This window comes from Pseudoduganella aquatica (genome assembly GCF_020865585.1).
GTDB lineage: Bacteria > Pseudomonadota > Gammaproteobacteria > Burkholderiales > Burkholderiaceae_D > Rugamonas > Rugamonas aquatica_A.
Genome location: NZ_CP086370.1, coordinates 2,626,332 through 2,647,716 on the forward strand (window position 1 = coordinate 2,626,332; position 21,385 = coordinate 2,647,716).

The following is a 21,385-nucleotide window of genomic DNA, read 5'->3' on the forward strand; positions in this document are numbered from 1 at the left end:
GGCGCTCAGTTGACCAGGATCTGGCACAGGTCGTGGAAGGTGCGCTCGGACTCGGCGAACACTTCCTGGCAGACTTGGTCGCTCAGCGCGGCGGCCTGCCAGGCCGGCCAGCCCACCGGCGGCGCCTGCTCGTCCTCGCGCCCGGCCAGGTCCAGCCCGTGCGCAACGGCGTTGGCCAGGTGGATGGCCAGGGCCAGCGAAGGCGCTTCCAGTTCCTCGGTGTTGTGGTGGCGCGCCACCGCGCGCTGGATCTGCAGCGGGAACTGCCAGCGCGCGGCCAGCGCGCCGCCTATGCCGGCGTGGTCGAAGCCGAAGATGGCGCGCTCGGCTTCGCTCTGGCTGCAATCTTGTTGCACGCGGTGCGCTTCCAGCATGGCGTATTCGTCCGGGTAGCGGGTGGCCAGCACCAGCGTGCCCAGGTCGTGCAGCAGGCCGGCGATGAAGGCCGTGTCCGGGTTCTGGCGCAGCGGGCGGGCCAGCGCGCGCGCGCAGGCGGCGGTGGCCACGGAGTGGCGCCAGAAGGCGGGCAGGTCGAAGCTGCTGCCGGCCATGCCGCGGAAGCTGCCGGTCACCGAGCAGGCCGTCACCAGGGTGCGGATATTGTGCACGCCCAGCACCGCCACCGCCTGCTGGATGGTGGTCACGCGGGAGGGCATGCCGTAGAAGGAGGAGTTGGCCAGGCGCAGGGTCTTGGCCGAGAGCGACTGGTCGAGCGCGATCTTGCCGGCCAGGACCTGCAAGTCCAGCCCCTCCTGGCCCACGCAGGCCAGCAGCTCGCCCACCACGGCCGGCAGCGAGGGCAGGTCCTGCACGCGGCGGGCCACGTCTTCCATGGTGGGTAGGGTGGCCATGGTCAGCTCCGGCTGCGGTAGGCGGCCAGCAGGCGCAGCAGCTGGCCCGTGGCTTCGGTGTCCGCGCTGTGGCGGAACAGGTGCTGCAGGCGTTGCAGGCGCTGCTGCGCGCGCGCGGCGGCCAGCGCGGGGTCGGACGCGTCCTCGCCGTCCGGTTCCTGCGGCGCCAGCACGCTGCAGCCGGCAATGCCGCGCCGGCGCAGCGAGGCCAGCGTGGACTCGCTGAGCACGGCGCCCGGCGGCAGCAGCACCCCGCCGTGGCTGTCGAGCAGGGCCTCGGCCAGCACCATGCCGGCGCTGGCTTCCTCGAGTTCAATTTGTATTGCGCTCATGGCAGTGTTCCGGTGCGGCTCAGGGCGATCAGGCTGCCGCGCGAGCTGGAGCTTTCGCCCATGGGGTAGACATCGACCGCGTAGCGCACGCCGCCGATGTCGGCCTCGTGCGTGCCGGGCGCGCGCAGGCCGCCGGCGGCCATGGCCTGGAAGCCGTCCCCGGCCGGGAACAGTTCAGGCAGCACCACGCAGGCCTCGTCGCCGAGCAGGGGGCCGCCGTGCCGGAACAAATGCTCGGCGGCGGCGTTGACGAAGGCGATCATGCCCTGGTCGTCCATGCCGATGACGGGCAGCGGCAGGTGCTGCAGCAGCTCGCGCGCCACGCCCAGGCTGATCTCGTCGCGGCTGATCTGCTGCTGCTTCTGGCGCAGCACTTCCTCCAGGCGGCGGTTGGCCGAGGCCAGTTCGAGGTTGACGGTGCGCAGTTCCAGGTTCAGGCGCTCGTTCTCGTCGGCGATTTCCTTGAGGCGGAAGGCTTCGGCGATATGGCCGCGCAGCTGTTCGTCGTCCCAGGGCTTGGTCAGGAATTTGTAGATGGCGCCTTCGTTGACGGCGTCCGTCACCGACTGCAGCTCGGTGTAGCCGGACAGCATGATGCGCAGCGTGTCCGGGTACAGCTCCTTGGCCTTGCGCAGGAAGTCCGCGCCCAGCATGCCGGGCATGCGCTGGTCGGACACGATCACGTCCACCGCCTGCCGCGCCAGCAGGTCCAGGCCTTCCTGGCCGCTGTGGGCGGTGTGGATCTGGTAGTCGTCGCGGCGCAGCAGGCGCTTCAGGGCCGACACGATGTTCTGCTCGTCGTCCACCAGCAGCAGGCTGCGCTGTTGCTTCTGGATGCGCAGCAGGTGCGGCGGCAGGCGGCGGCCGTCGCGCAGCAGGGCCGCCACCTCGTCGGCCAGCAGCGGGGCGGCGAAGAAATAGCCCTGGATCAGGTCGCAGCTGTGGCGGCGCAGGAAGTCGCACTGCGCCTCGCTTTCCACGCCCTCGGCCACCACCTGCATGCCCAGCAGGTGGGCCATGGAGATGATGGTCTTGGACAGCGCGGCGTCGCCGGCGTCGGTGATGATGTCGCGGATGAAGGCGCAGTCGATCTTGACCACGTCGAAAGCATGCCGCTTCAGATTGCTCAGCGAGGAGTAGCCGGTGCCGAAGTCGTCCAGCACCAGCGCCACGCCCAGGGCCTTGAGCGGCCCCAGCAGCTCGCCGCCGGCGGCGCTGTCCAGCGGCAGCGCGGCCTCGGTGATTTCCAGCGCCAGGGCGCTGGGCGGCAGGCCGTACTCCTCCAGCGCGGCGGCCACCTGGCCCGGCAGCAGCCGGTCGCGGCACTGCTTGGGCGAGAGGTTGACCGCCACCCGCACCGGCGCCAGCCCGGCGTCGCGCCAGGCGCGCATGTCCTGGCAGGCGCGGCGCAGCACCCAGGCGCCGATGGCGCCGGCCAGGCCGGCTTCCTCGGCCACCGGCACGAAACGCTGCGCCGGGATCAGTCCCAGCTCGGGATGCTGCCAGCGCACCAGCGCCTCCAGGCTGGCCACGGCGCCGCTTTGCAGGTCCGCCAGCGGCTGGTAGCGCAGTTGCAGCTCGTCGCGGAACACCGCCAGCCGCAGCGCCGCCTCCATGCCGATGCGTTCCAGCGTGCGGTGGTTCATCTCGGAGGCGAAGAACTGGTAGTGCGCGCCGCCCAGCTCGCGCGCGCGCGTGAGCGCCATGTCGGCGTAGCGCAGCAGCGTGGCGCCGTCGCGCCCGTCCTGCGGGCTGTGCACCACGCCGATGCTGGCGCTGGCGTGCACCTGCTGGCCCTGCAGCGCGAAGGCCGGCGCCAGGGTGGCGAAGATGGTTTCGCACACCGGCACCGCGTCGGCCGGGCTGCCGACCTCGCTGAGCATGACGATGAACTCGTTGCCGCCCAACAGGGCCACGGTGTCGTCGCTGCGCACGCAGGCGCGCAGGCGCTCGGCCACGCCGGCCAGCAGCTGGTTGCCGCCGGTGTGGCCCAGGCTTTCGTTGATGAAGTTGTAGTTGTCGATGCCGATGCACAGCAAGGCCAGCTGGCCGTTGCGGCGCTGGGCTTTGAGCAAGGCTTGCTGCAGGCGGTCGGTGAACAGGTTGCGCTTGGGCAGGCCGGTCAGCTTGTCGTAGGTGCTGTGGAAGGCCAGCAGGTCTTCCAGTTCCTTGACGCGGGCGGATAACTGCGGCGTGGCATCCAGTTCCATCGGGCGTTCCTATCGGTGAACATGCTGGCGTGGGAGCGGCGGTTGCTTTGATTATACGGCGGGCGTGGCGCTGCGTGCGCGCAGCATGCCGGGCGCGCAGCGCCGCAGGACGGGGCTGCTTCTTTCCCGATTGCAAGACGAAACCCACTGGCTGGCGCGCGTTGTTGTGGGCCTGCAACCGGGACAGGGAATTTATAAGCCGGGCAGGCCATGGGCTGGATTGTTGCTACAATAAAAATACCAATATGCGGTCCTCAAGGCCCATGCTAGACATGGATCATGGCGTAGTTGCCCGAGCCGGTACATTATTCGCCAGAAGAATGCTAACGAGTTGAGAAGGGGGAGCGTCAATGACACAGGCATGGGTAGTGCTGACTCGCCCGGACGGCCGCGACGTGGCTGCGCCGACGGAATCCCAGCTGGCTGCGGCCCTGGCGGAAATCTATAGCGGGGCCGTGCCCGGACCGGACGGCGGCCCCGGCACGGCCGTGCTGCGCTTCGGCTATGACGACGGCCTGATGTATGAAGTGGAAGTGGCCAGCGGCGGCGACATCATCTTCGCCGAATGGTCCGACCGCGACTGCGAAATCGCCCTGGCCAGCCCGCGCCGCATGGCGGGCGCGCCGCAGGCCGACGCGCTGCAGCTGTGGAAATGGCTGGCGCAGCGCCAGGTGGCCAAGATCCGCAGCCAGTCCTGGGCCGAGGGCTAGCCGGCGCGCCAGCGCGATGCGCTGGTTCAGTGCGCCATCAGCACCGGCACCGTCATGCTTTCCAGCACGGTGCGCGTGACGCCGCCCAGCAGCGTTTCCCGGAAGCGCGAATGGCCGTAAGCGCCCAGCACCAGCAGGTCGCAGCCTTCCTCCGCCAGCAGGGCCAGCAGCGCCTCGCCGGTGCCGGTGGGGCGCTTCAGCAGGCCGGCGCGCTGCGACTGGCGCACCAGGATGTCCGCCTGCACGCCTTGCCGCGCCAGGTATTGCAGCAGGTCCGCGCCGGGCGAGGCGCCGTGCAGGTCGCGCTCGCTGTCGGGATCGAACACGGCAATTTGCACGCGCTCGGCGCGCCGCAGCAGCGGCAGCGCCTCCCGCACCGCGCGCGCCGCCTCCTTGCTGGCGTTCCAGGCCACCAGGATGCGCCGCGCCGGCCCGGCCTGGCCGGACGCGGGCCGGGGCAGCCCGGCGTAGGGCACCAGCAGCACCGGGCAGCCGGCATGGCTGAGCACCTGGGCCGGAAACTCGCTGCCGGCCGAGGTGGACGCGTGTTCGGGATCGGCCTGGCCTATCACCACCAGGTCGGCATGGCGCGCCAGCAGGCTCAGGCCGGCGCCGGGGTCGTCGTCGATCACGCGCTGTTCATAGTCCTGCAGGCCGAGGCGCTGGACCAGCGGCCCGAACTGCTCCAGCGCGCGGTTCGCGCGTTCTCTCAGGAAATTCAGATGCAGGGCCAGGTTGGGATCCTGCTCGTCGACGATGGCGTTCTGGTACAGGGCGCGGGCGATGCCGGTCATGGCGACGCCCAGCAGATGGCCATCGTCCTGCTGCGCCAGTTCCACGGCATAGCGGATGCGTTCGGCCACGCGCGGCGCTTCGTCCACGTGGACCACGATAGATTTGTAAGACATGCGGCGCTCCTTGGCGGGGGCATGTCTTGATTATAGGCCGCTGCGGCATCAGCCGGCGCGGTCTTCCTTCAGCCGCGCGTAGCGGTCCTTGATGCTTTCCACCACGCCGGGCAGATGCTCGGGCTTGCCGGCGGCCAGCGCGGCCGCCAGGCCCAGCATGTCGGCGGTGATGCCGATCAGGTCTTTCAGCAGGCCGGCGTCGCGGATGCGGCGGCGCGCCACCGCCACCAGGTCCAGCAGCGTGCGCTCGGGCACGCGCAGGCCGGACGCGGCCAGCAGCGCGGCGTCCACGTAAAGGCTGTTGGCGCGCTGGCGCAGCGCCACTTCGTTTTCGAACAGCGCCTGCGCGGCGCCGTGGGAAATGCCCAGCTCCAGCTTGCCGCTGGCTGGACTGGACGGGGCAGCGGCGGGGGCGGACGGGGCCAGGCCGGTCAGCGCGGCTTGCGTGGTCGGGTCTGTTTGCGGCTCGCGCGGCGGGCCGCCGGGCGGATTGCGGCGGATCGCCTTCATGATGCGCAGATGCAGTTCGTCGGCGCAGGCGGACAGGCTGTCGGCCAGCGTTTCAAAGGCGCGGGCGGTCACGGCTGGGGGGGCGGATGGGTTCATGGCGTGCTCCTTATTGGGCGGCGGCTGCGGTGGAATATTCGTCGGCCAGGGCGGCGTCCGGCTTGCCTTCCTGCGCCATGTGCTGCACCAGCGCCGCGTGGGCCGCCGCAATGGCCGCCACATGCTTGGCCGCCAGCGTGTGGCGCAGGCCGATCAGGCGGTACTCGTTGCGCTTGGCCAGGCGGTGCGACTTGGCCAGCGCCGCCAGCAGGCGGTCGCGCGGCGTGTCGGCGTAGGCGATCTCCACCTCCAGCATGCCCAGCACGATGTCGCGCTCGTTGTCGCTGCTCTTGCCGTAGTAGCGCAGCAGGTTCTGCATCGCCTCCAGCAAGGCTTGCAGCTGCTGGTCGCCGTCGCGCACCATGGCTTGCACGGCGCGCTCCTGGTAGGGGTTGGTGACGGTGCGCGCCAGCAGCTGCGCCAGGCCGCTGTAGGCGTTCACGTGGCGGTCGGTCAGGCCGGTGTCCGGCCAGGCCTTGATGCCGGCGCCCATGGTCTTGAGCGGCGCCTTCAGGTCGAAGGTCTCGCCGCCGGCCAGCTTGCCCAGCGTTTGCATATACAGCAGCACCGCTTCGTGGATGGCCATCAGGTCCGGATAGGCGGCGTGGCGGCGCGCGTCGGCGGCGCGCTCGCGCTGGTCGGCGGCGGGGGACAGGTAGGGCTGTTCGCGCTGGTAGGTGTCGCGGAAGCGCTGGGTGAGGTCGGCAAAACCGCCCAGCTTGGCGGACTCGGCCGCGAACTCGCGGGCTTCGTGCAGGCGCGGATTGCCGGCGCAGCCGCCGAGGGCGAGCGCGGCGGCCAGCGCCGCGAGCAGGGCGGCAAGCGCGCTTGCCGGAATGCGGGGCAGTTTCATCGGGTCCTCTCCCTTGAAGGTGAGGACCTATCTTGCTCCGAGCAAAGATCGGGGTTTTGCGCTAGCGCAAACGGCCGTCAGCTAGCCCCGCGATCCAGCCCAGGCCTTCGGCCGTGCCGGCCAGCGGCGTGTATTCGCAGCCCAGGTAGCCGTCATAGCCCAGCTCGTCGAGCAGGCGGAACAGGAAGGGGTAGTTGATCTCGCCGGTGCCCGGCTCGTGGCGGCCGGGTGTGTCGGCCAGCTGCATGTGGCCGATGCGGGGCAGGCAGGCGCGGATGGTGTTGGCCAGCTCGCCCTCCATGCGCTGCATATGGTAGATGTCGTACTGCAGTAACAGATTGGGGCGGGCGCAGGCGGCCATGATGTCGAGCGCCTGGCTGCTGCGGTTCAGGAAGTAGCCCGGCATGTCGTAGGTGTTGATGGGCTCGATGAGCAGGGCGATGCCGTGCTCCTGGCAACGGTCCGCCGCGTATTGCAGATTGCCGACCAGCGTTTCGCGGGCGCGCTCGGGCGCCAGGCCGCCGGGCAGGATGCCGGCCATGCAATGCAGCTTGTCCACCTCCAGCTCGGTGGCGAAGGCGATGGCCTGCTGCACGCTGTCGCGGAACTCGTCGGCGCGGCGCGGATCGCAGGCCATGCCGCGGTCGCCGGCGGCCCAGTCGCCGGGCGGCATATTGTGCAGCACCAGCTTCAGCCGATGGCGGTGCAGGCGCTCGTTGAGCTGGTCCGGATCGTAGGCATAGGGGAACAGGAATTCCACCGCATCAAAGCCCGCCTCGCGCGCCGCCGCAAAGCGGTCCAGGAAGGGCAGCTCGGTGAACAGCATGGACAGATTGGCGCAGAACTTTGGCATACAGCAATAAAAAAGGGGTCAGGGTTAATTAAGTATACCGACTTAATTAACCCTGACCCCTTTTTTGCTTTCCCTATATTGCCGCCCGGATCAGGGGCGGCGGGGAATTAACGGCCGCGGCCGCCGGAGCGGTGCGGTGGCGCTGCGCGCGGGGCGCTGCGGCCGCCGCCCGGCACGGCCGGGGCACGGCCGCCGGTGCCGCCGCCGCCATTGCCGCCGCCTGCGCTGCGCGGTTTGCCGGCGCCTGCCGCGCCTGCGGCTGGCTTGTTGCGGCCGTTGCCGCCGCCACCGCCGCCCTGGCGCGGGTTGCGGTGCTGGCCGGCGCCGCTGCGCAGCTGGATAGGCTGGGCGCGCGCGTTCGGGTCCGGCTCGAAGCCGGGTATCACTTCACGCGTCAGCGTCTGCTTGATCAGCTTTTCGATGTCTTTCAGCATGCCGTGCTCGTCCACGCACACCAGCGAGACCGCTTCGCCGGTGGCGCCGGCGCGGCCGGTGCGGCCGATGCGGTGCACATAGTCTTCCGGCACGTTGGGCAGGTCGTAGTTCACCACGTGCGGCAGCTGGTCGATGTCGATGCCGCGCGCGGCGATGTCGGTGGCCACCAGCACTTGCAGCGTGCCGTCCTTGAACTCGGCCAGCGCGCGGGTGCGCGCCGCCTGGCTCTTGTTGCCGTGGATGGCCATGGCGCCGATGCCGTCGCCGCCCAGCTGTTCCACCAGCTTGTTGGCGCCGTGCTTGGTGCGGGTGAACACCAGCACTTGCGTCCACTTGTGGGCGCGGATCAGGTGCGACAGCATGGGGTGCTTCTTGTCGCGGTCGACCGGGTGGATCTTCTGCGCGATCACTTCCACCGTGGAGTTGCGGCGCGCCACTTCGATGGTGGCCGGGCTGTCCAGCAGAGTGTCGGCCAGGGCCTTGATCTCGTCCGAGAAGGTGGCCGAGAACAGCAGGTTCTGGCGCTTCGGCGGCAGGGCGGCCAGCACTTTCTTGATGTCGCGGATGAAGCCCATGTCCAGCATGCGGTCGGCTTCGTCCAGGATCAGGATCTCGACCTTGCTCAGGTCTATGGTCTTTTGCATCATGTGGTCCAGCAGGCGGCCCGGGGTGGCGACCAGGATGTCGACGCCATGCTTGAGCTGCTTGATCTGCGGGTTGATGCTGACGCCGCCGAAAATCACGGCGGAGTTCAGATTGGTGTACTTGCCGTACACGCGCACGCTTTCCTCAACCTGGGCCGCCAGCTCGCGGGTCGGGGTCAGGATCAGCGCGCGGATGGGACGGGCGGCGGTGCGGTTGCCCAGCTTGGCGCCATTCGCGTCGGTGGACAGGCGGTGCAGGATGGGCAGGGTGAAACCGGCGGTTTTGCCGGTGCCGGTCTGTGCGCCGGCCAGCAGGTCGCCGCCGTTCAGTACAGCCGGAATCGCTTGGGTCTGGATGGGCGTCGGCGTGGTGTAACCGGTTTCGGCGACAGCGCGAACGATGGCGTCAGACAGGCCAAGAGTAGTAAATGACATAGTAACTTTGTGTGAGGATCGGCTCATCGCCTTGTGGGCGCCAGTCAGAGGCAATCTGTAATTTCTCGGGGTGGCGGCCGTGGACTGGTTGAGTTGCCGCACCGCCGAGTATAACAGCTAGTTGTCATTCAAGTTGCGTTGCGGAAATGAAAAAGGGGCCGCAGCCCCTTTTATTTTGTAACAAACTTTGTTGACTTGTGTCTATATCATGCAAACTCAGCAAGCAGGCCGACCATCTGGCCGAAGACCTTCGGGCTGCCGGCGATGATGTTGCCTTTGTGCAGGTAATCGGACTCGCCGTTGAACTCGGCGATAATGCCGCCCGCTTCCGCCACCAGCAGCGCGCCGGCGGCGATATCCCAAGGCTTCAAGCCTTTTTCGTAGAAGCCGTCCAGGCGGCCGCAGGCCACGTAGGCCAGGTCGAGCGCGGCCGAACCGGCGCGGCGCACGCCCTGGCTGCGTTCGGCCATGATGCCGTACATTTTCAGGTATTCGGTCAGCGCGCCCGGGTTGCCGGCCTGGTAGCCGGTGCCCAGCAGGGCCTTGGCGATGCGGTCCAGCTTGCCCACGCGGATGCGCTTGTCGTTCAGGAAGGCGCCGGAACCTTTTTCAGCGGTGAACAGGTCGTTGCGCACCGGGTCGTAGACCAGGGCCAGCGTGATCACGCCGCGGTGCTGCAGCGCCATGGAGATGGCGTATTGCGGGAAGCCGTGCATGAAGTTGGTGGTGCCGTCGAGCGGATCGATGATCCACACGTACTCGCTCTCGTCGTTCACATTGGCCGATGCGCCGGATTCTTCGGCCAGGAAGCCGTGGTCGGGGTAGGCTTTGCTCAGCACCTCGATGATGGCCTGTTCAGCAGCGGTGTCGACATCGGTGACGAAGTCGTTGTGTTGCTTTTCATTAACAATGACGCGATCCAGGTCGAAACTGGCGCGGTTGATGACGGCGGCGCCGCGGCGGGCGGCTTTGATAGCCGTGTTGAGCATTGGGTGCATGTAAGCTTCCGATTTAAAAAACGCTGCTGCCCGCCGGGCGCATTGCATCCAGGCAGGTTGGCGTGTGAACAATTATGAGAAAGAGCGGTGCGGGAACGGGTTGGAATGGTTAGAATGCCACCGAAATCCACCTCAGACGCGCGTAATGGCGCTATTTTAAATGAAGCAGCCCGAAAACACAGCGACTCTTTTTCAACGCCTACGAATAATTTTGGTGGAAACTAGTCGTCCTGGCAACATTGGCTCGGTGGCGCGCGCCATGAAGACCATGGGTTTTGCCGAGCTGGTGCTGGTCACGCCTCGCTTCGAAGGCATGCTGGAGCACGAGGAGGCGGTGGCCTTTGCCAGCGGCGCGCAGGACATCCTGGCGTCGGCGCGCATCGTGGGCAGCATGGCCGAGGCGCTGGAGGGCATCAACTTCGCGGCGGCCGTGTCGGCCCGGCTGCGCGAATACTCGCCGCCGGTGCTGGCGCCGCGCCAGTTCGCCGAGCAGGCGGCGGCCGGCGCCGAGCTGAACGCGGCGCTAATCTTCGGCAACGAGCGCTTCGGGCTGCCGAACGAGATCGTGGAAAAGTGCAATGCGCTGATCAATATTCCGGCCAATCCGGATTATTCCTCGCTCAATCTGGCGCAGGCGGCGCAGGTGCTGGTGTACGAATGCCGCATGGCCGCGCTGGCGGCCCAGGGGGCCTCGAAGGCGCCGGTGGCCGCCGAGGCGCCCGCCATCGGCTTCCAGGGCGAGGCGGCCAGCCTGGCGCAGATCGACGGCATGTACGCCCATCTCGAGGAGGCGCTGGTGGCGATCGGCTTCCTGGACGCGAACAATCCGCGCAAGCTGATGCCGCGCCTGAAACGCATGTTTTCCCGCGCCCAGCTGGAGACCGAGGAAGTCAACATCCTGCGCGGCATTGCGCGCAAGATCATGGACGCGAAGTCCAAAAGCTAGTCCAGCTCGAACGGCGCCGCATGGCCGGCGTAGATCCGGTCCATGATGGCCTGTTCGCGCCCCACCACGGCGGCCACGAAGGCGCGCGCCTGCTTCATGCGCTTGAAGGACGAAAATCCCCGCTCCAGGAATTGCTGCAGGCTGCCCAGTCCGGCCAGCTTGGCCGGGCCGCGCATGAGCATCAGCGTGGTGCTCAGCATGGGCACGCGCACCAGCTGGCTGAGCGACTCCCCCAGCGCCTGCACCAGCTCCAGCTGGCGCGCGCGGTCGTCCGGGGCGAGGGCGCCGCGGTAGGCCTGGATGTAGTCGTCCTCCGTGAATTGCGGGCCTAGCAGGCGGGCCATGGCCGTGTCCAGGCGCTCGGCCAGCGCGTCCAGGCGCATCGCTTCGGTGATGGTTTGCAGGGCGTCGGCCGGCAGCACGCGCTGCATGGTGGGGGCGATGCGCTCGAGGTCGGTGTCGCGCTGGCTCAGGTCGTGGGTGCCGTATAGTTCTTCGAGGAAAAACAGCGCCGCGTCGCGGGTGTCCGGCGCGGCCAGCAGGTCGGCGTGGGTGCGCGCCAGGCGGGCGGCCTGGAAGGTTTTCAGCGCCAGGCGGGCCGACGCCAGCGCCGGATCGCGCCCGGCGGCCTGGCGTTCCAGCCGGGCGGCGCGCAGCTGCTGTTCCAGCGGACTTGGGTTGGCTTGTGTCTTCATGCATGCGTTTTTACCAGAAGCAAATAGATGCGTGGCTCTATTTTTGCACGCGGGGCGGGCGGGGGCTTTGGCGTACACTGGGTTTGGCGGTGCATTGGATTCGGCGGGTTACGCTTCGCTAACCCGCCCTACGCCGCGCACGCCGCCCTACGAAAATATTCAGGATATAAATAGAGACATGCTGAAACGCAGAACCTTTTTGAAGACCGGCGTGCTGGGCGCGCTGGCGCTGGCGGCCGGGGGCGCGCTGTACCGCTCGGTGCAGGGCGCCGCGCCGCTGCAGCGCTACGTGCTGGACGGCGAGGCGCGCGCCGTGCTGGTGGCGATTATTCCGGCCATTGTCGGCCCCATGCTGCCGCCGGCGGGCGCGGCGCGCGACGCCGCCGTTTCCCGCACCACGGACGGGATTCAGCAGGCGGTTGCCAGCTTGCCGCTGAGTACGCAAAAGGAAGTGCAGGACCTGTTCGGCCTGCTGGCGCTGGCGCCCGCGCGGCGCTTGCTGGCGGGCGTGCCGGCCTGGCGCGACACCACGCCCGAGCAGGCCGCCGCCTTCCTGCAGGACTGGCGCCTGCACCGGCTGGAGATGCTGCAAACGGCTTACCACGCGCTGCATGACCTGGTGCTGGGCGCCTGGTATGCCGACCCGGCCAGCTGGGCCGGCGCCGGCTATCCCGGCCCCATCAAGGAGCTGAGCTGATGAGCGCAACGCATAACATCATCCCCGACCCTATCCGCGCCGGCCTGGCGGCGGGCTGGGATGTGGTGGACTGCTCCGCCCTGGAGCGCGACCGCGGCTTCGACGCCGACGTGGTGGTGATAGGCAGCGGCGCGGGCGGCGGCGTGACGGCCGAGCTGCTGGCGATGGCGGGCCTGAAGGTGCTGATCCTGGAGGAGGGCGCGCTGAAGTCGTCCAGCGATTTCAAGATGCGCGAGGCGGACGCCTATCCCACGCTGTACCAGGAGGCCGGCGCGCGCAAGACGCGCGACAAGGGCGTCAACATTCTGCAGGGCCGCACGGTGGGCGGTTCCACCACCGTGAACTGGACCTCCAGCTTCCGCACGCCGCCGTCCACGCTGGGGTACTGGCAGCGCAATTTCGGCCTGACGGACTACTCGCCGGAAGCGATGGCGCCCTGGTTCGCCATGATGGAGCAGCGCCTGCACGTCACGCCCTGGGAGGTGCCGCCCAACGAGAACAACGACTTGCTGCGGCGCGGCGCGGCCAGGCTGGGCATACCCACGGCGGCCATCCGGCGCAATGTGAACGGCTGCTGGAACCTGGGCTATTGCGGCATGGGCTGTCCCACCAACGCCAAGCAGTCCATGCTGGTGACCACCATTCCGTCCGCGCTGGAGAAGGGCGCCACCTTGCTGACGCGGGTGCGCGCCGAGCAGCTGGTGTTCCGCAACGGCCAGGTGGACCATTTGCTGGCCACGCCGCTGTCGGCCAGCGGGCAGGCACCCACCGGCAAGCGGGTGATGGTAAAGGCGCGCCATTATGTGGTGGCGGGCGGCGCCATCAACACGCCGGCCCTGCTGCTGCGCTCGGGAGCGCCCGATCCGCACGGCTTGCTGGGCAAGCGCACCTTTTTGCATCCCACCGTGATTTCGGCCGGCCTGTTCGAGCAGCGCGTGGACGGCTACGCGGGTGCGCCGCAGTCGATTTATTCGGACCACTTCCTGGAAACCCAGGCCATCGACGGCGCCGTCGGCTACAAGCTGGAAGCGCCGCCGCTGCATCCGCTGCTGCTGTCGACCACCATGGCCGGCTTTGGCGAGCAGCACGCGGCCATGATGCGCCAGTTCCCGCACGCGCAAGGCCTGCTGGCGCTGCTGCGCGACGGTTTCCATGCCGAAGCGCCGGGCGGCACCGTGGCGCTGAACCGGCATGGCGAGCCGGTGCTGGACTACCGCATCACGCCGTTCATGTGGGACGGCGCGCGGCGCGCCTTGCTGTCCATGGCCGAGATCCAGTTCGCCGCCGGGGCGCGCAGCGTGCTGCCGGTGCACGAGCTGGCGCAGAGCTACACCAGCTGGAGCCAGGCGCGCGAGGCCATCAACGCGCTGCCGTTCAAGAATTTGCTGATGCGGGTGGTGTCGGCGCACGTGATGGGCGGCTGCGGCATGGCGGCCGATGCGCGCCACGGCGTGGTGGACGGCAAGGGGCGCTATCACGGCGTGGGCAATCTGTCCGTGCATGACGGCTCGCTGTTCCCCACGTCGATCGGGGCCAATCCGCAGTTGTCGATCTATGGCATCACCGCCCGCCTGGCCAGCGGCCTGGCCGAACAGCTGACCGGCAAGCCTGCGCCTAAGTATGCAGCGGGCGCCGCCGTGCCGCTGGTGCGGGCTGCCTGAGGCTGCCATGCTGCGCCGCCTGCTCTTCGCCATCCTGCTGCTGCAGCTGTGCTTTGGCCTGGCGGTGGCCGGCCTGGCGGTGTTCGCGGGTGTGCTGCTGGGCTGGTCCGGTCCGGGCTGGCCGGCCGCGCTGCTGCTGGGCCTGGCCAGCGTGGTGCTGGTCCGACTAGTGATTTCTAGTAACAATTTCCGCATGGCGCGCCGCGCCGGCGGGCCGGTTCCGGCGCCGCACGCGCTGTCGCCGGCCGCTTCGCTGCGCATGTTTTGCCGCGAATTTTCCTCCTCCATGAAGCTGTCCTCGTGGACGGTGTTGCGTCCGCGCAGCACCTTTCATCTTGCTGCCGGCAATGCCGAACTGCCGGTGCTGCTGGTGCACGGCTATGCCTGCAACGGCGCCTATTGGGGCCGGCTGGCCGCGCTGCTGCGCCAGGCCGGGCGCAGCTACCTGGCGGTGGACCTGGAGCCGCTGGGCGCGGGCATAGACGACTACGCGCCGCAAATAGAAGCGGCGCTGCAGCGGCTGTGCGCCGCCACGGGCCAGCCGCAGGCCGTCGTGGTGGGCCACAGCATGGGCGGCCTGGTGGCGCGCGCGCATCTGCGCGCTTTCGGCAGTGCGCGCGTGGCCCGCGTGATCACCGTGGGCACGCCGCACCACGGCACCGCGCTGGCCGGATTCGGTCCCGGCCTGAATGCGCGCCAGATGCGCCGCGGTTCGCCTTGGCTGGCGCAGCTGGCCGCGTCCGAAGCGCCTTCGCTGCGCGCGCTGATCGTTTCAGTGTGGTCGCATCACGACAACATCGTGGCGCCGCAGAATTCCGGCCATTTGCCGGGCGCCCGCAATGTGGAACTGGGCGGCATAGGCCACGTTGAACTCGGCTACCACCCCCAGGTACTGCGTTTTGTTCTGGACGAAATCACCCAAATTTCACCAAATTTTGCAGTTTCAGAAACAAAATAGACAGCCCGCCAGTCCTTAGGTAGACTGCATTGGATAGAGGCAATCCATAGCGTGCTCATCTTGCCCTGGCTGTCCGGGTGCTTGTGACTATTGGTGAGATTCCGCGCGCCCGGTTGCTGTATGGTTATGCATGCATGCATGCCCAGCACAAGGCAAGACGATGCCAACTGACTTCGCTAAGCTGATTCTGGAGGAGTTGCCCGACGCGGTTATCGTAACCAGGGAGGGCGGGGAGATAGTATGCTGGACGCGCCGCGCGCAAGCGATGTTCGGTTACACGCAGCAGGACGCGCTGGGCCGCCGGCTGTATCAGTTGCTGCTGCCGGCCGGGCAGGACGACGATGGCCTGGCCATCGAGCAGCACATCACGCAGCATGGCCACGCGCGCTACGAGGCGCTGTGGCAGCATCAGAACGGCACGCCGCTGCCAGTCGATTGCGCGGCCCAGATCATCAACGCCGACGGCTGTACCCTGATACTGAGCACCGTCCGCGACCGCCACGACCGCCAGCGCCTCGACCTCGCGCTGGCCGCAAAGAATGCAGAACTGGACCATGCCCGGCGCGTCACGGATACCTTCCTGGCGAGCATGTCGCATGCGCTGCGCACGCCGCTCAACGCCATTATCGGTTTTGCCGGCACGCTGCTGATGAAGCTGCCCGGCCCGGTGACGCAGGAACAGGACCGCCAGTTGCGCACCATCCAGGCCAGTGCGCGCCAGTTGCTGGCCTTGATAAACGATTTGCTTGACCTGAGCAAGATCGCTTCGGGTAAAGTGGAGTTGACGCTGGAGCAGCTGGAGTGCCACGCGCTGATCGCGGAGCTACTTCCAGTATTCCAGCCGCAAGCGCACCAGAAGGGATTGCAGTTCGATTTCAACGCACCGAAGGACGCGCTGCATGTATGCTGCGACCGGCGGGCCATGCAGCAGATCGTGAGCCGGCTGGTGAACAACGCCATCAAGTTCACCGACAGCGGCGCGGTGCACATCGAGCTTGGTATGGCCGACGTGGACGGACGGGCTTGCGCCACCGTCAGCGTCAGCGATACCGGCGCCGGCCTGGCCCCGGACCACCAGCGCATGCTGGCGCAGGCGTTCAGCCGGCTTGGCGGCGGGGGGCAGTACGAGGGCACGGGCCTGGGATTGCAGTTGAGCTTGCAGCTGGCGCAGCTACTGAATGGGCGGATCAGTGTGGCCAGCCACCTGGGGCAGGGCAGCGTGTTTACGCTGGCCGTGCCGCTGGCGGCGGCCCAGTCTGCCGTAAGAATGACTTAACCGGGAGTGCAAACGTGTCCGCACGCATCCTTATCATAGAAGACAATCCGACCAATATGGAGCTGATGGTGTATCTGCTCAACGCCTTCGGCTACACGCCGCTGATTGCGCATGACGGCGAGGAGGGCGTGGCCACCGCGCGGCGCGAGCTGCCCGATCTGATCATCTGCGACGTGCACCTGCCCAAGCTGGACGGCTACGGCGTGGTGGCCCAGCTCAAGCAGGATCCTGCGCTGCGGCCCATTCCGGCGCTGGCCGTGACCGCGCTGGCCATGGTGGGCGACCGCGAGCGCCTGCTGGCGGCCGGCTTCGACGGCTATATCGGCAAGCCCATCGAGCCGGACACCTTCGTGGCGCAAATCGAGTCTTTCTTGCCGGGGGAGATGTCGCCCCCGGTTAAAAACGACATCGCCACCATCCTCATCGTGGACGACCACGTGCTCAACCGCGAGTTCCTGATGACGCTGCTGGGCTACGGCGGCCACCGCCTGCTGGAGGCCTCCAACGGCGCCGAGGGCCTGAAGATGGTCAGCGCCGAACGGCCCGACCTGGTCATCTCCGACATCCTGATGCCGAATATGGACGGCTACGAGTTCGTCACCCGCATGCACAGCAATCCGGACACGGCGCATGTGCCCATCATCTTCTACACCGCCACCTACCGCGAGCGCGAAGCGATGGCGGTGGCCGAGGCCTGCGGCGTGCGCTGGGTGCTGCCCAAGCCGTCCGACCCGGACGTGATCCTGCGCACCGTGCGCGAGGCGCTGGGCGTGCTGCCGGACGGCGAGGACGACGTGCCGCAGTTCTCGCCCGAGCCGCCCAGCGGCGGGCGCTATCTCGGCATCGACAACAAGGTGGCCGAGTATCTGGGCGAGCTGGAGTCGAGCAGCGCGCTGCTGTCGCAGATCGCCAGCAACGGCGAGTCGCCGCACGCCAGCGCCGAGCCGCTGACGTCGATGACCGAGCGCCTGTCGCGCTCCCTGTCCAGCCTGCAGGCGGTGAGCCTGCGCCTGACTGCGCTGATCGAGCTGGGCATAGAGCTGGGGGCCGAGCGCGACCCGCAGGCGCTGATCGAAGTGGGCTGCCGCGTGGCGCAGAATATCTGCGTATCGAAGTACGCCTGCATCGGCGTGCTGGAAGCGGGCGCGCAGGAGCTGAGCCATTTCGCCGCCTGCGGCGTGGGCCAGCACGCGCGCCTGATCGCCTCCACGCCGCGCGCCGGCGTGCTGGGCGGGCTGCTGGAGCAGCGCCAGCCGGTGCGCATCGACGCGCTGGCCGGCGACCCGGCCGCCATCGGCCTGCCGCCCAGCCATCCGCCGGTGCACTCCTTCCTCGGCGTGCCGATCGCCTCGCGCGAACGCATCCACGGCTGGCTCTACCTGGTGGACAAGCTGGGCGCGGACAGCTTCAGCGAAGTGGACGAGCGCGTGGCCGCCACGGTGGCGGCGCAGATTTCGGTGGCTTATGAAAACCTGCTGCTGTACGACCAGATCCGGCGCCACCACGCCCAGCTGCAGCTGGACATGAACGCCCGCATCCGCCTGGACGAGGACCTGCGCCGCTTCCGCCTGGCCATGGACGCCACCGCCGACGCCATCTTCCTGGTGGACCGCGCCGGCATGTGCTTTGTGGACGTGAACGCGACCGCCTGCCGCATGCTGGGCTATTTGCGCGAGGACTTCCTCAAGGTAGGTCCGAACAAGTCGGTGGACGGCGACCTGCGCCGCCTGGAGGACTTGTACGACAAGCTGCTGGCCGGCGACCAGAGCGGCGCCATGGCCGAGCTGCTGCTGCAGCGCAAGGACGGCTCGCCGCTGTCGGTGGAAGTGCAGCGCCGCACGCTGCGCTCGGGCCAGAGCTGGATCCTGGTGGCGGTGGCGCGCGACATCACCGAGCGCAAGGAAGCCGAGCAGCGCCTGCTCAAGCTGGCCCACTTCGACACCCTGACCGGCCTGCCCAACCGCAGCCAGTTCTACGACTCGCTGACGCACTCGCTGCACCAGGCGGCCGAGCACAAATGGGCGCTGGCGGTGCTGTTCCTGGACATGGACCGCTTCAAGAACATCAACGACACGCTGGGCCACACCATAGGCGACGAGCTGCTGCGCCAGTTCTCCAGCCGCCTGGTCGACTGCCTGCGCGTGCGCGACACCATAGGCCGTTTCGGCGGCGACGAATTCGCCGCCATCCTGATGCTGCCCGAGGGGGCGCAGAACGCCATCGCCGTGGTCGACAAGATCCGCGAATCGATGCGCAAGCCCTTCGACCTGAAGGGCCACGAGGTGACGGTGACGGCCAGCATCGGCATCTCCGTCTTTCCCGACGACGGCGCCGACGCCGATACGCTGATACAGTACGCCGACACCGCCATGTACCGCGCCAAGGCGGCCGGGCGCGACGCCTTCCGCTTCTTCACGGCGGAGATGAACGCGCAGTCGCTGGCGCGGCTGGACCTGGAGAACGCGCTGCGGCGCGCCATCGACAACGACGAGTTCGTGCTGTACTACCAGCCCAAGATCGATATCGGCAGCGGCCGCGTGAGCGGCGCCGAGGCGCTGATACGCTGGAAGCGGCCCGGCCACGGCATGGTGTCGCCGGCGCTGTTCATCCCCATCCTGGAGGAGACCGGGCTGATCGTGCGGGTGGGCACCTGGGTGCTGAACGAGGCCTGCCGCAAGATCGCCGAATGGGGCAGGACCCGCATCGGCGCGGTGCACCTGTCGGTCAACGTGTCCGGCATCCAGTTCTTCGTGGGCGGGCTGGAGGAGGAGGTCATGCGCGCCATCAAGCAGCACGACATCGCGCCCGAGCTGCTGGAGCTGGAGCTGACGGAAAGCTCGCTGATGTCGAACGCCGAGGAAACCATCACGGTGCTGCAGAACCTGAAGAAGCTCGGCATCCAGATTTCCATCGACGATTTCGGCACCGGCTATTCCTCGCTGGCCTACCTGAAGCGCTTCCCGATCGACAAGCTGAAAATCGATATCGCCTTCGTGCGCGAAGTGACCAGCAATCCGGACGACGCGGCCATAGTGCTGGCCATTATCAACATGGCGCACAGCCTGAAGCTGCAGGTGATCGCCGAGGGCGTGGAGCGCGACGCGCAGCTGGCCTATCTGCGCCGCCACAATTGCGACGAGATGCAGGGCTATTACTTCAGCCGCCCGCTGCCGGAGGACGAGTTCGAGGCCATGATGAGGGAAGGCAAATACCTGCAGGCGCCGGTGGACGAGGTCCAGGCCGACCAGCAGACCTTGCTGATCGTCGACGACGACGCCTTCATGCTCGACGTGCTGAGCGACTTCCTGGCCCAGGACGGCTACCGCATCCTCACCGCGCAGACGGCGGCCGAGGGCTTCGACGTGCTGGCGCGGCACAAGGTGCAGGTGATCCTGTGCGACCAGTGCATGCCTTTGATGAGCGGCACCGAGTTCATGGAGCGGGTGAAAAACCTGGCGCCGGACACCTTCCGCATCATGCTGTCGGCCTATGCGGACCTCACGCCCATCATGGCCGCCATCAATCACGGCGCCATCGACCGCTTCTACACCAAGCCGTGGAAAGGCGCGGTGCTGCGCGAGAACATCAAGGAAGGCTTCCGCCTGCACAGCCAGGTGCACGGCGGGCCTTCGCAAGCGGCGGCGTAAGCCGGTGTGCGCGCAGCGCCTTTCGCGCAGGACGGCGCTGCGGGCGCTGCCGCTGGTACTGTGCCTGGTGCTGCTGGCCGCCGGCGCGGCCAGGGCGCAGGAAGCGCCGCTGCGCATCTACGGCATGGAGAGCAAGCCGGTCAGCTTCATGGGCGCGTCCGGCCCCTCCGGTATCGTGGTGGAGGTCGCGCAGCACATCCAGCAGCGGCTGGGACGCCGCGATCCGATAGAAATCGTACCCTGGGCGCGCGCCAACACGGTGGCCATGAACCAGCCCAATGTCCTGCTGCTGTCCATCATCCGCACGCCGGAGCGCGAACGGCGCCTTACTTTTGTCGGCCCGATTTTTGTCGGCTATATCTCGGTCTTCACCCGCAAGGGCGAGGCGGCCAGGATAGCCGCCATGGGCGACGGCATCTACCAGCTGCGCGGCGGCGCCCGGCGCGGCAGCGTGTTTGTGGAGCGCGCGCGCGGCATGGGCTACACCGTGACCGATGAACCCGTGAGTTCGGAGCTGGCCGCGCGCATGCTGATGAGCCGCCGTTTCGACCTGTGGTTCGACGGCGAGGAAATCATCGGCCATGCGCTGGAACAGGCGGGCTACACGCGGGCCGACGTGGAACTGGTTCGCCAGCTCAGCATGGACGATGTGAATTTCGCCTTTTCCGCCGGCACCGCGCCCGCCACCGTGCAGGCCTGGGACGCTGCGTTGCGCGAGATGAAGCGCGACGGCAGCTTCCAGAAGATCCACCGCAAATGGCTGCCGCACTATCCGCTGCCGGCCGACGCCCGGGGCGGCGAACTCAAACATCCCTGAACGGAAAGAGTAATATTGCGGCTAGGGCGATCACTCTACTGGCGGGAATATGCATGCATCGGGAAGACTATCGCGGTTACTGATTATGCTGGCGCTGACGGCCGGCGCGGCCCGCGCTGCGGACCACGAACCCGCGCTGGTCATCTACGGCATGGAGAGCAAACCTATCTGCTTTACCGAGAACGGCAAGCCGGCCGGCTTTGCCGTTGAACTTGCCCAGCAGGTGACATACCGTTTGAACCGGCACGACGACATCAAGGTGGTGCCCTGGGCACGCGCCAGCGCCATGGCGCTGGCGGCCCCGAATGTGATGGCGCTGACCATGGTGCGCACGCCCGAGCGCGAGCTCACGATGCGCTTTGTCGGCCCCATTTTCAATTCCTATATCGCCATTTTCGCCAGCAAGTCCCAGGCGCCGCAACTGCGCGCGCAGGGCAGGGGGGCCTGGCTGGCGCTGCGCGGCGCCGCCCGGCGCGGCAGCGCTTTTATCGGCATCGCGCAGCGTCATGGCTACCGCATCACGGACGAGACCAACGGCTCCGAATCGGCGGCGCGCATGCTGGTGCAGGGAAGGTTCGACCTGTGGTTCGAGGGAGAGGAAATCGCCATGGAGGCCGCCCGGGCGGCGGGCCTGCGCGATGGCGAGGTGGAACTGCTGCAGCGCCTGGAAACGCAGGAAGTGAATTTTGCCTTTTCCAGGGCCACGCCGGTGGCCACGGTGCAGGCCTGGGAGGCCGCGCTGCGCGACATGAAGCGCGACGGCACCTTCCAGAAGCTGCACCGCAAGTGGCTGCCCGGCTACCCGCTGCCGGGCGAGGCCAAGGCCGGCGTGCCGGCCAAGGCGGGCCACTAG

The 21,385-nt window shown here is 67.8% G+C and carries 19 protein-coding genes; 9 read left to right on the top strand and 10 right to left on the bottom strand.

The window, feature by feature from the left end:
• Positions 1-5: 5 nt before the first annotated feature.
• Genes KT882_RS11605 through KT882_RS11615 form a run of 3 tightly spaced genes read right to left on the bottom strand, consistent with a single transcriptional unit; the run spans position 6 to position 3,393 of the window.
• Positions 6-851, bottom strand: coding sequence for an HDOD domain-containing protein (locus tag KT882_RS11605; RefSeq protein ID WP_161075370.1), 846 nt, complete (start codon positions 849-851; stop codon positions 6-8).
• 2 nt (positions 852-853) lie between these two features.
• Positions 854-1,183: a hypothetical protein gene (locus KT882_RS11610; protein ID WP_161075369.1), complete on the bottom strand. Its 330-nt coding sequence runs from the start codon at positions 1,181-1,183 to the stop codon at positions 854-856.
• Positions 1,180-3,393, bottom strand: coding sequence for an EAL domain-containing protein (locus KT882_RS11615; RefSeq protein ID WP_267478648.1), 2,214 nt, complete (start codon positions 3,391-3,393; stop codon positions 1,180-1,182). The genes KT882_RS11610 and KT882_RS11615 overlap by 4 nt, the downstream gene beginning before the upstream one ends.
• Positions 3,394-3,743: 350 nt before the next feature.
• Between KT882_RS11615 and KT882_RS11620 the strand changes: the two genes are divergently transcribed.
• Positions 3,744-4,103 carry a hypothetical protein gene (locus KT882_RS11620; protein WP_161075367.1) on the top strand — a complete coding sequence of 120 codons (360 nt, stop codon included), beginning with the start codon at positions 3,744-3,746 and terminating at the stop codon, positions 4,101-4,103.
• A 26-nt stretch (positions 4,104-4,129) separates the two neighbouring features.
• Here KT882_RS11620 and KT882_RS11625 read toward each other — a convergent pair whose 3' ends face one another.
• The 6 genes from KT882_RS11625 to KT882_RS11650 form a co-directional block, all read right to left on the bottom strand.
• The gene (locus KT882_RS11625; RefSeq protein WP_228895860.1) at positions 4,130-5,011 is read right to left on the bottom strand and encodes a universal stress protein; all 882 of its coding nucleotides are present in this window, start codon (positions 5,009-5,011) and stop codon (positions 4,130-4,132) included.
• 48 nt (positions 5,012-5,059) lie between these two features.
• On the bottom strand, positions 5,060-5,617 hold the full coding sequence (locus KT882_RS11630) for a hypothetical protein (RefSeq protein ID WP_187358875.1): 558 nt from the start codon (positions 5,615-5,617) through the stop codon (positions 5,060-5,062).
• 10 nt (positions 5,618-5,627) lie between these two features.
• On the bottom strand, positions 5,628-6,470 hold the full coding sequence (locus KT882_RS11635) for a hypothetical protein (protein ID WP_228895862.1): 843 nt from the start codon (positions 6,468-6,470) through the stop codon (positions 5,628-5,630).
• 61 nt (positions 6,471-6,531) lie between these two features.
• Positions 6,532-7,323, bottom strand: a complete 792-nt coding sequence (gene otnI / locus KT882_RS11640; RefSeq protein ID WP_161075365.1) for a 2-oxo-tetronate isomerase — start codon at positions 7,321-7,323, stop codon at positions 6,532-6,534.
• Between the two features lie 107 nt (positions 7,324-7,430).
• Positions 7,431-8,837: a DEAD/DEAH box helicase gene (locus KT882_RS11645; protein WP_228895864.1), complete on the bottom strand. Its 1,407-nt coding sequence runs from the start codon at positions 8,835-8,837 to the stop codon at positions 7,431-7,433.
• 206 nt (positions 8,838-9,043) lie between these two features.
• Positions 9,044-9,826: an inositol monophosphatase family protein gene (locus KT882_RS11650; RefSeq protein ID WP_161075139.1), complete on the bottom strand. Its 783-nt coding sequence runs from the start codon at positions 9,824-9,826 to the stop codon at positions 9,044-9,046.
• A 169-nt stretch (positions 9,827-9,995) separates the two neighbouring features.
• Between KT882_RS11650 and KT882_RS11655 the strand changes: the two genes are divergently transcribed.
• Positions 9,996-10,781: an RNA methyltransferase gene (locus tag KT882_RS11655; RefSeq protein ID WP_161075101.1), complete on the top strand. Its 786-nt coding sequence runs from the start codon at positions 9,996-9,998 to the stop codon at positions 10,779-10,781.
• Here KT882_RS11655 and KT882_RS11660 read toward each other — a convergent pair.
• Positions 10,778-11,476, bottom strand: coding sequence for an FFLEELY motif protein (locus KT882_RS11660; protein WP_161075102.1), 699 nt, complete (start codon positions 11,474-11,476; stop codon positions 10,778-10,780). The two genes, KT882_RS11655 and KT882_RS11660, sit on opposite strands and share 4 nt — an antisense overlap.
• A 178-nt stretch (positions 11,477-11,654) precedes the next feature.
• Here KT882_RS11660 and KT882_RS11665 point away from each other — a divergent pair, with 178 nt between their 5' ends.
• The 7 genes from KT882_RS11665 to KT882_RS11695 all read left to right on the top strand — a co-directional run bounded on the left by KT882_RS11665 (position 11,655) and on the right by KT882_RS11695 (position 21,385).
• The gene (locus KT882_RS11665; RefSeq protein ID WP_161075103.1) at positions 11,655-12,173 is read left to right on the top strand and encodes a hypothetical protein; all 519 of its coding nucleotides are present in this window, start codon (positions 11,655-11,657) and stop codon (positions 12,171-12,173) included.
• The gene (locus KT882_RS11670; protein WP_161075104.1) at positions 12,173-13,834 is read left to right on the top strand and encodes a GMC family oxidoreductase; all 1,662 of its coding nucleotides are present in this window, start codon (positions 12,173-12,175) and stop codon (positions 13,832-13,834) included. The genes KT882_RS11665 and KT882_RS11670 overlap by 1 nt, the downstream gene beginning before the upstream one ends.
• 7 nt (positions 13,835-13,841) lie before the next feature.
• A complete protein-coding gene (locus tag KT882_RS11675) occupies positions 13,842-14,792 on the top strand; it encodes an esterase/lipase family protein (RefSeq protein ID WP_161075105.1) in 951 nt (316 codons plus the stop codon).
• A gap of 160 nt (positions 14,793-14,952) precedes the next feature.
• Positions 14,953-16,068, top strand: a complete 1,116-nt coding sequence (locus tag KT882_RS11680) for a PAS domain-containing sensor histidine kinase (protein WP_228895866.1) — start codon at positions 14,953-14,955, stop codon at positions 16,066-16,068.
• A gap of 14 nt (positions 16,069-16,082) precedes the next feature.
• A complete protein-coding gene (locus tag KT882_RS11685) occupies positions 16,083-19,715 on the top strand; it encodes an EAL domain-containing protein (protein ID WP_228895868.1) in 3,633 nt (1,210 codons plus the stop codon).
• Positions 19,716-19,719: 4 nt separating this feature from the next.
• A complete protein-coding gene (locus tag KT882_RS11690) occupies positions 19,720-20,532 on the top strand; it encodes a substrate-binding periplasmic protein (RefSeq protein WP_228895870.1) in 813 nt (270 codons plus the stop codon).
• An 85-nt stretch (positions 20,533-20,617) separates the two neighbouring features.
• A complete protein-coding gene (locus KT882_RS11695) occupies positions 20,618-21,385 on the top strand; it encodes a substrate-binding periplasmic protein (RefSeq protein ID WP_228895872.1) in 768 nt (255 codons plus the stop codon).

What these genes read in the sequence shown, in the direction of transcription:
- KT882_RS11605 (WP_161075370.1), bottom strand. Translation starts at nt 851, where the DNA reads ATGGCCACCCTACCCACCATGGAAGACGTGGCCCGCCGCGTGCAGGAC.
- KT882_RS11610 (WP_161075369.1), bottom strand. Translation starts at nt 1,183, where the DNA reads ATGAGCGCAATACAAATTGAACTCGAGGAAGCCAGCGCCGGCATGGTG.
- KT882_RS11615 (WP_267478648.1), bottom strand. Translation starts at nt 3,393, where the DNA reads ATGGAACTGGATGCCACGCCGCAGTTATCCGCCCGCGTCAAGGAACTG.
- KT882_RS11620 (WP_161075367.1), top strand. Translation starts at nt 3,744, where the DNA reads ATGACACAGGCATGGGTAGTGCTGACTCGCCCGGACGGCCGCGACGTG.
- KT882_RS11625 (WP_228895860.1), bottom strand. Translation starts at nt 5,011, where the DNA reads ATGTCTTACAAATCTATCGTGGTCCACGTGGACGAAGCGCCGCGCGTG.
- KT882_RS11630 (WP_187358875.1), bottom strand. Translation starts at nt 5,617, where the DNA reads ATGAACCCATCCGCCCCCCCAGCCGTGACCGCCCGCGCCTTTGAAACG.
- KT882_RS11635 (WP_228895862.1), bottom strand. Translation starts at nt 6,470, where the DNA reads ATGAAACTGCCCCGCATTCCGGCAAGCGCGCTTGCCGCCCTGCTCGCG.
- otnI (WP_161075365.1), bottom strand. Translation starts at nt 7,323, where the DNA reads ATGCCAAAGTTCTGCGCCAATCTGTCCATGCTGTTCACCGAGCTGCCC.
- KT882_RS11645 (WP_228895864.1), bottom strand. Translation starts at nt 8,837, where the DNA reads ATGTCATTTACTACTCTTGGCCTGTCTGACGCCATCGTTCGCGCTGTC.
- KT882_RS11650 (WP_161075139.1), bottom strand. Translation starts at nt 9,826, where the DNA reads ATGCTCAACACGGCTATCAAAGCCGCCCGCCGCGGCGCCGCCGTCATC.
- KT882_RS11655 (WP_161075101.1), top strand. Translation starts at nt 9,996, where the DNA reads ATGAAGCAGCCCGAAAACACAGCGACTCTTTTTCAACGCCTACGAATA.
- KT882_RS11660 (WP_161075102.1), bottom strand. Translation starts at nt 11,476, where the DNA reads ATGAAGACACAAGCCAACCCAAGTCCGCTGGAACAGCAGCTGCGCGCC.
- KT882_RS11665 (WP_161075103.1), top strand. Translation starts at nt 11,655, where the DNA reads ATGCTGAAACGCAGAACCTTTTTGAAGACCGGCGTGCTGGGCGCGCTG.
- KT882_RS11670 (WP_161075104.1), top strand. Translation starts at nt 12,173, where the DNA reads ATGAGCGCAACGCATAACATCATCCCCGACCCTATCCGCGCCGGCCTG.
- KT882_RS11675 (WP_161075105.1), top strand. Translation starts at nt 13,842, where the DNA reads ATGCTGCGCCGCCTGCTCTTCGCCATCCTGCTGCTGCAGCTGTGCTTT.
- KT882_RS11680 (WP_228895866.1), top strand. Translation starts at nt 14,953, where the DNA reads ATGCCAACTGACTTCGCTAAGCTGATTCTGGAGGAGTTGCCCGACGCG.
- KT882_RS11695 (WP_228895872.1), top strand. Translation starts at nt 20,618, where the DNA reads ATGCTGGCGCTGACGGCCGGCGCGGCCCGCGCTGCGGACCACGAACCC.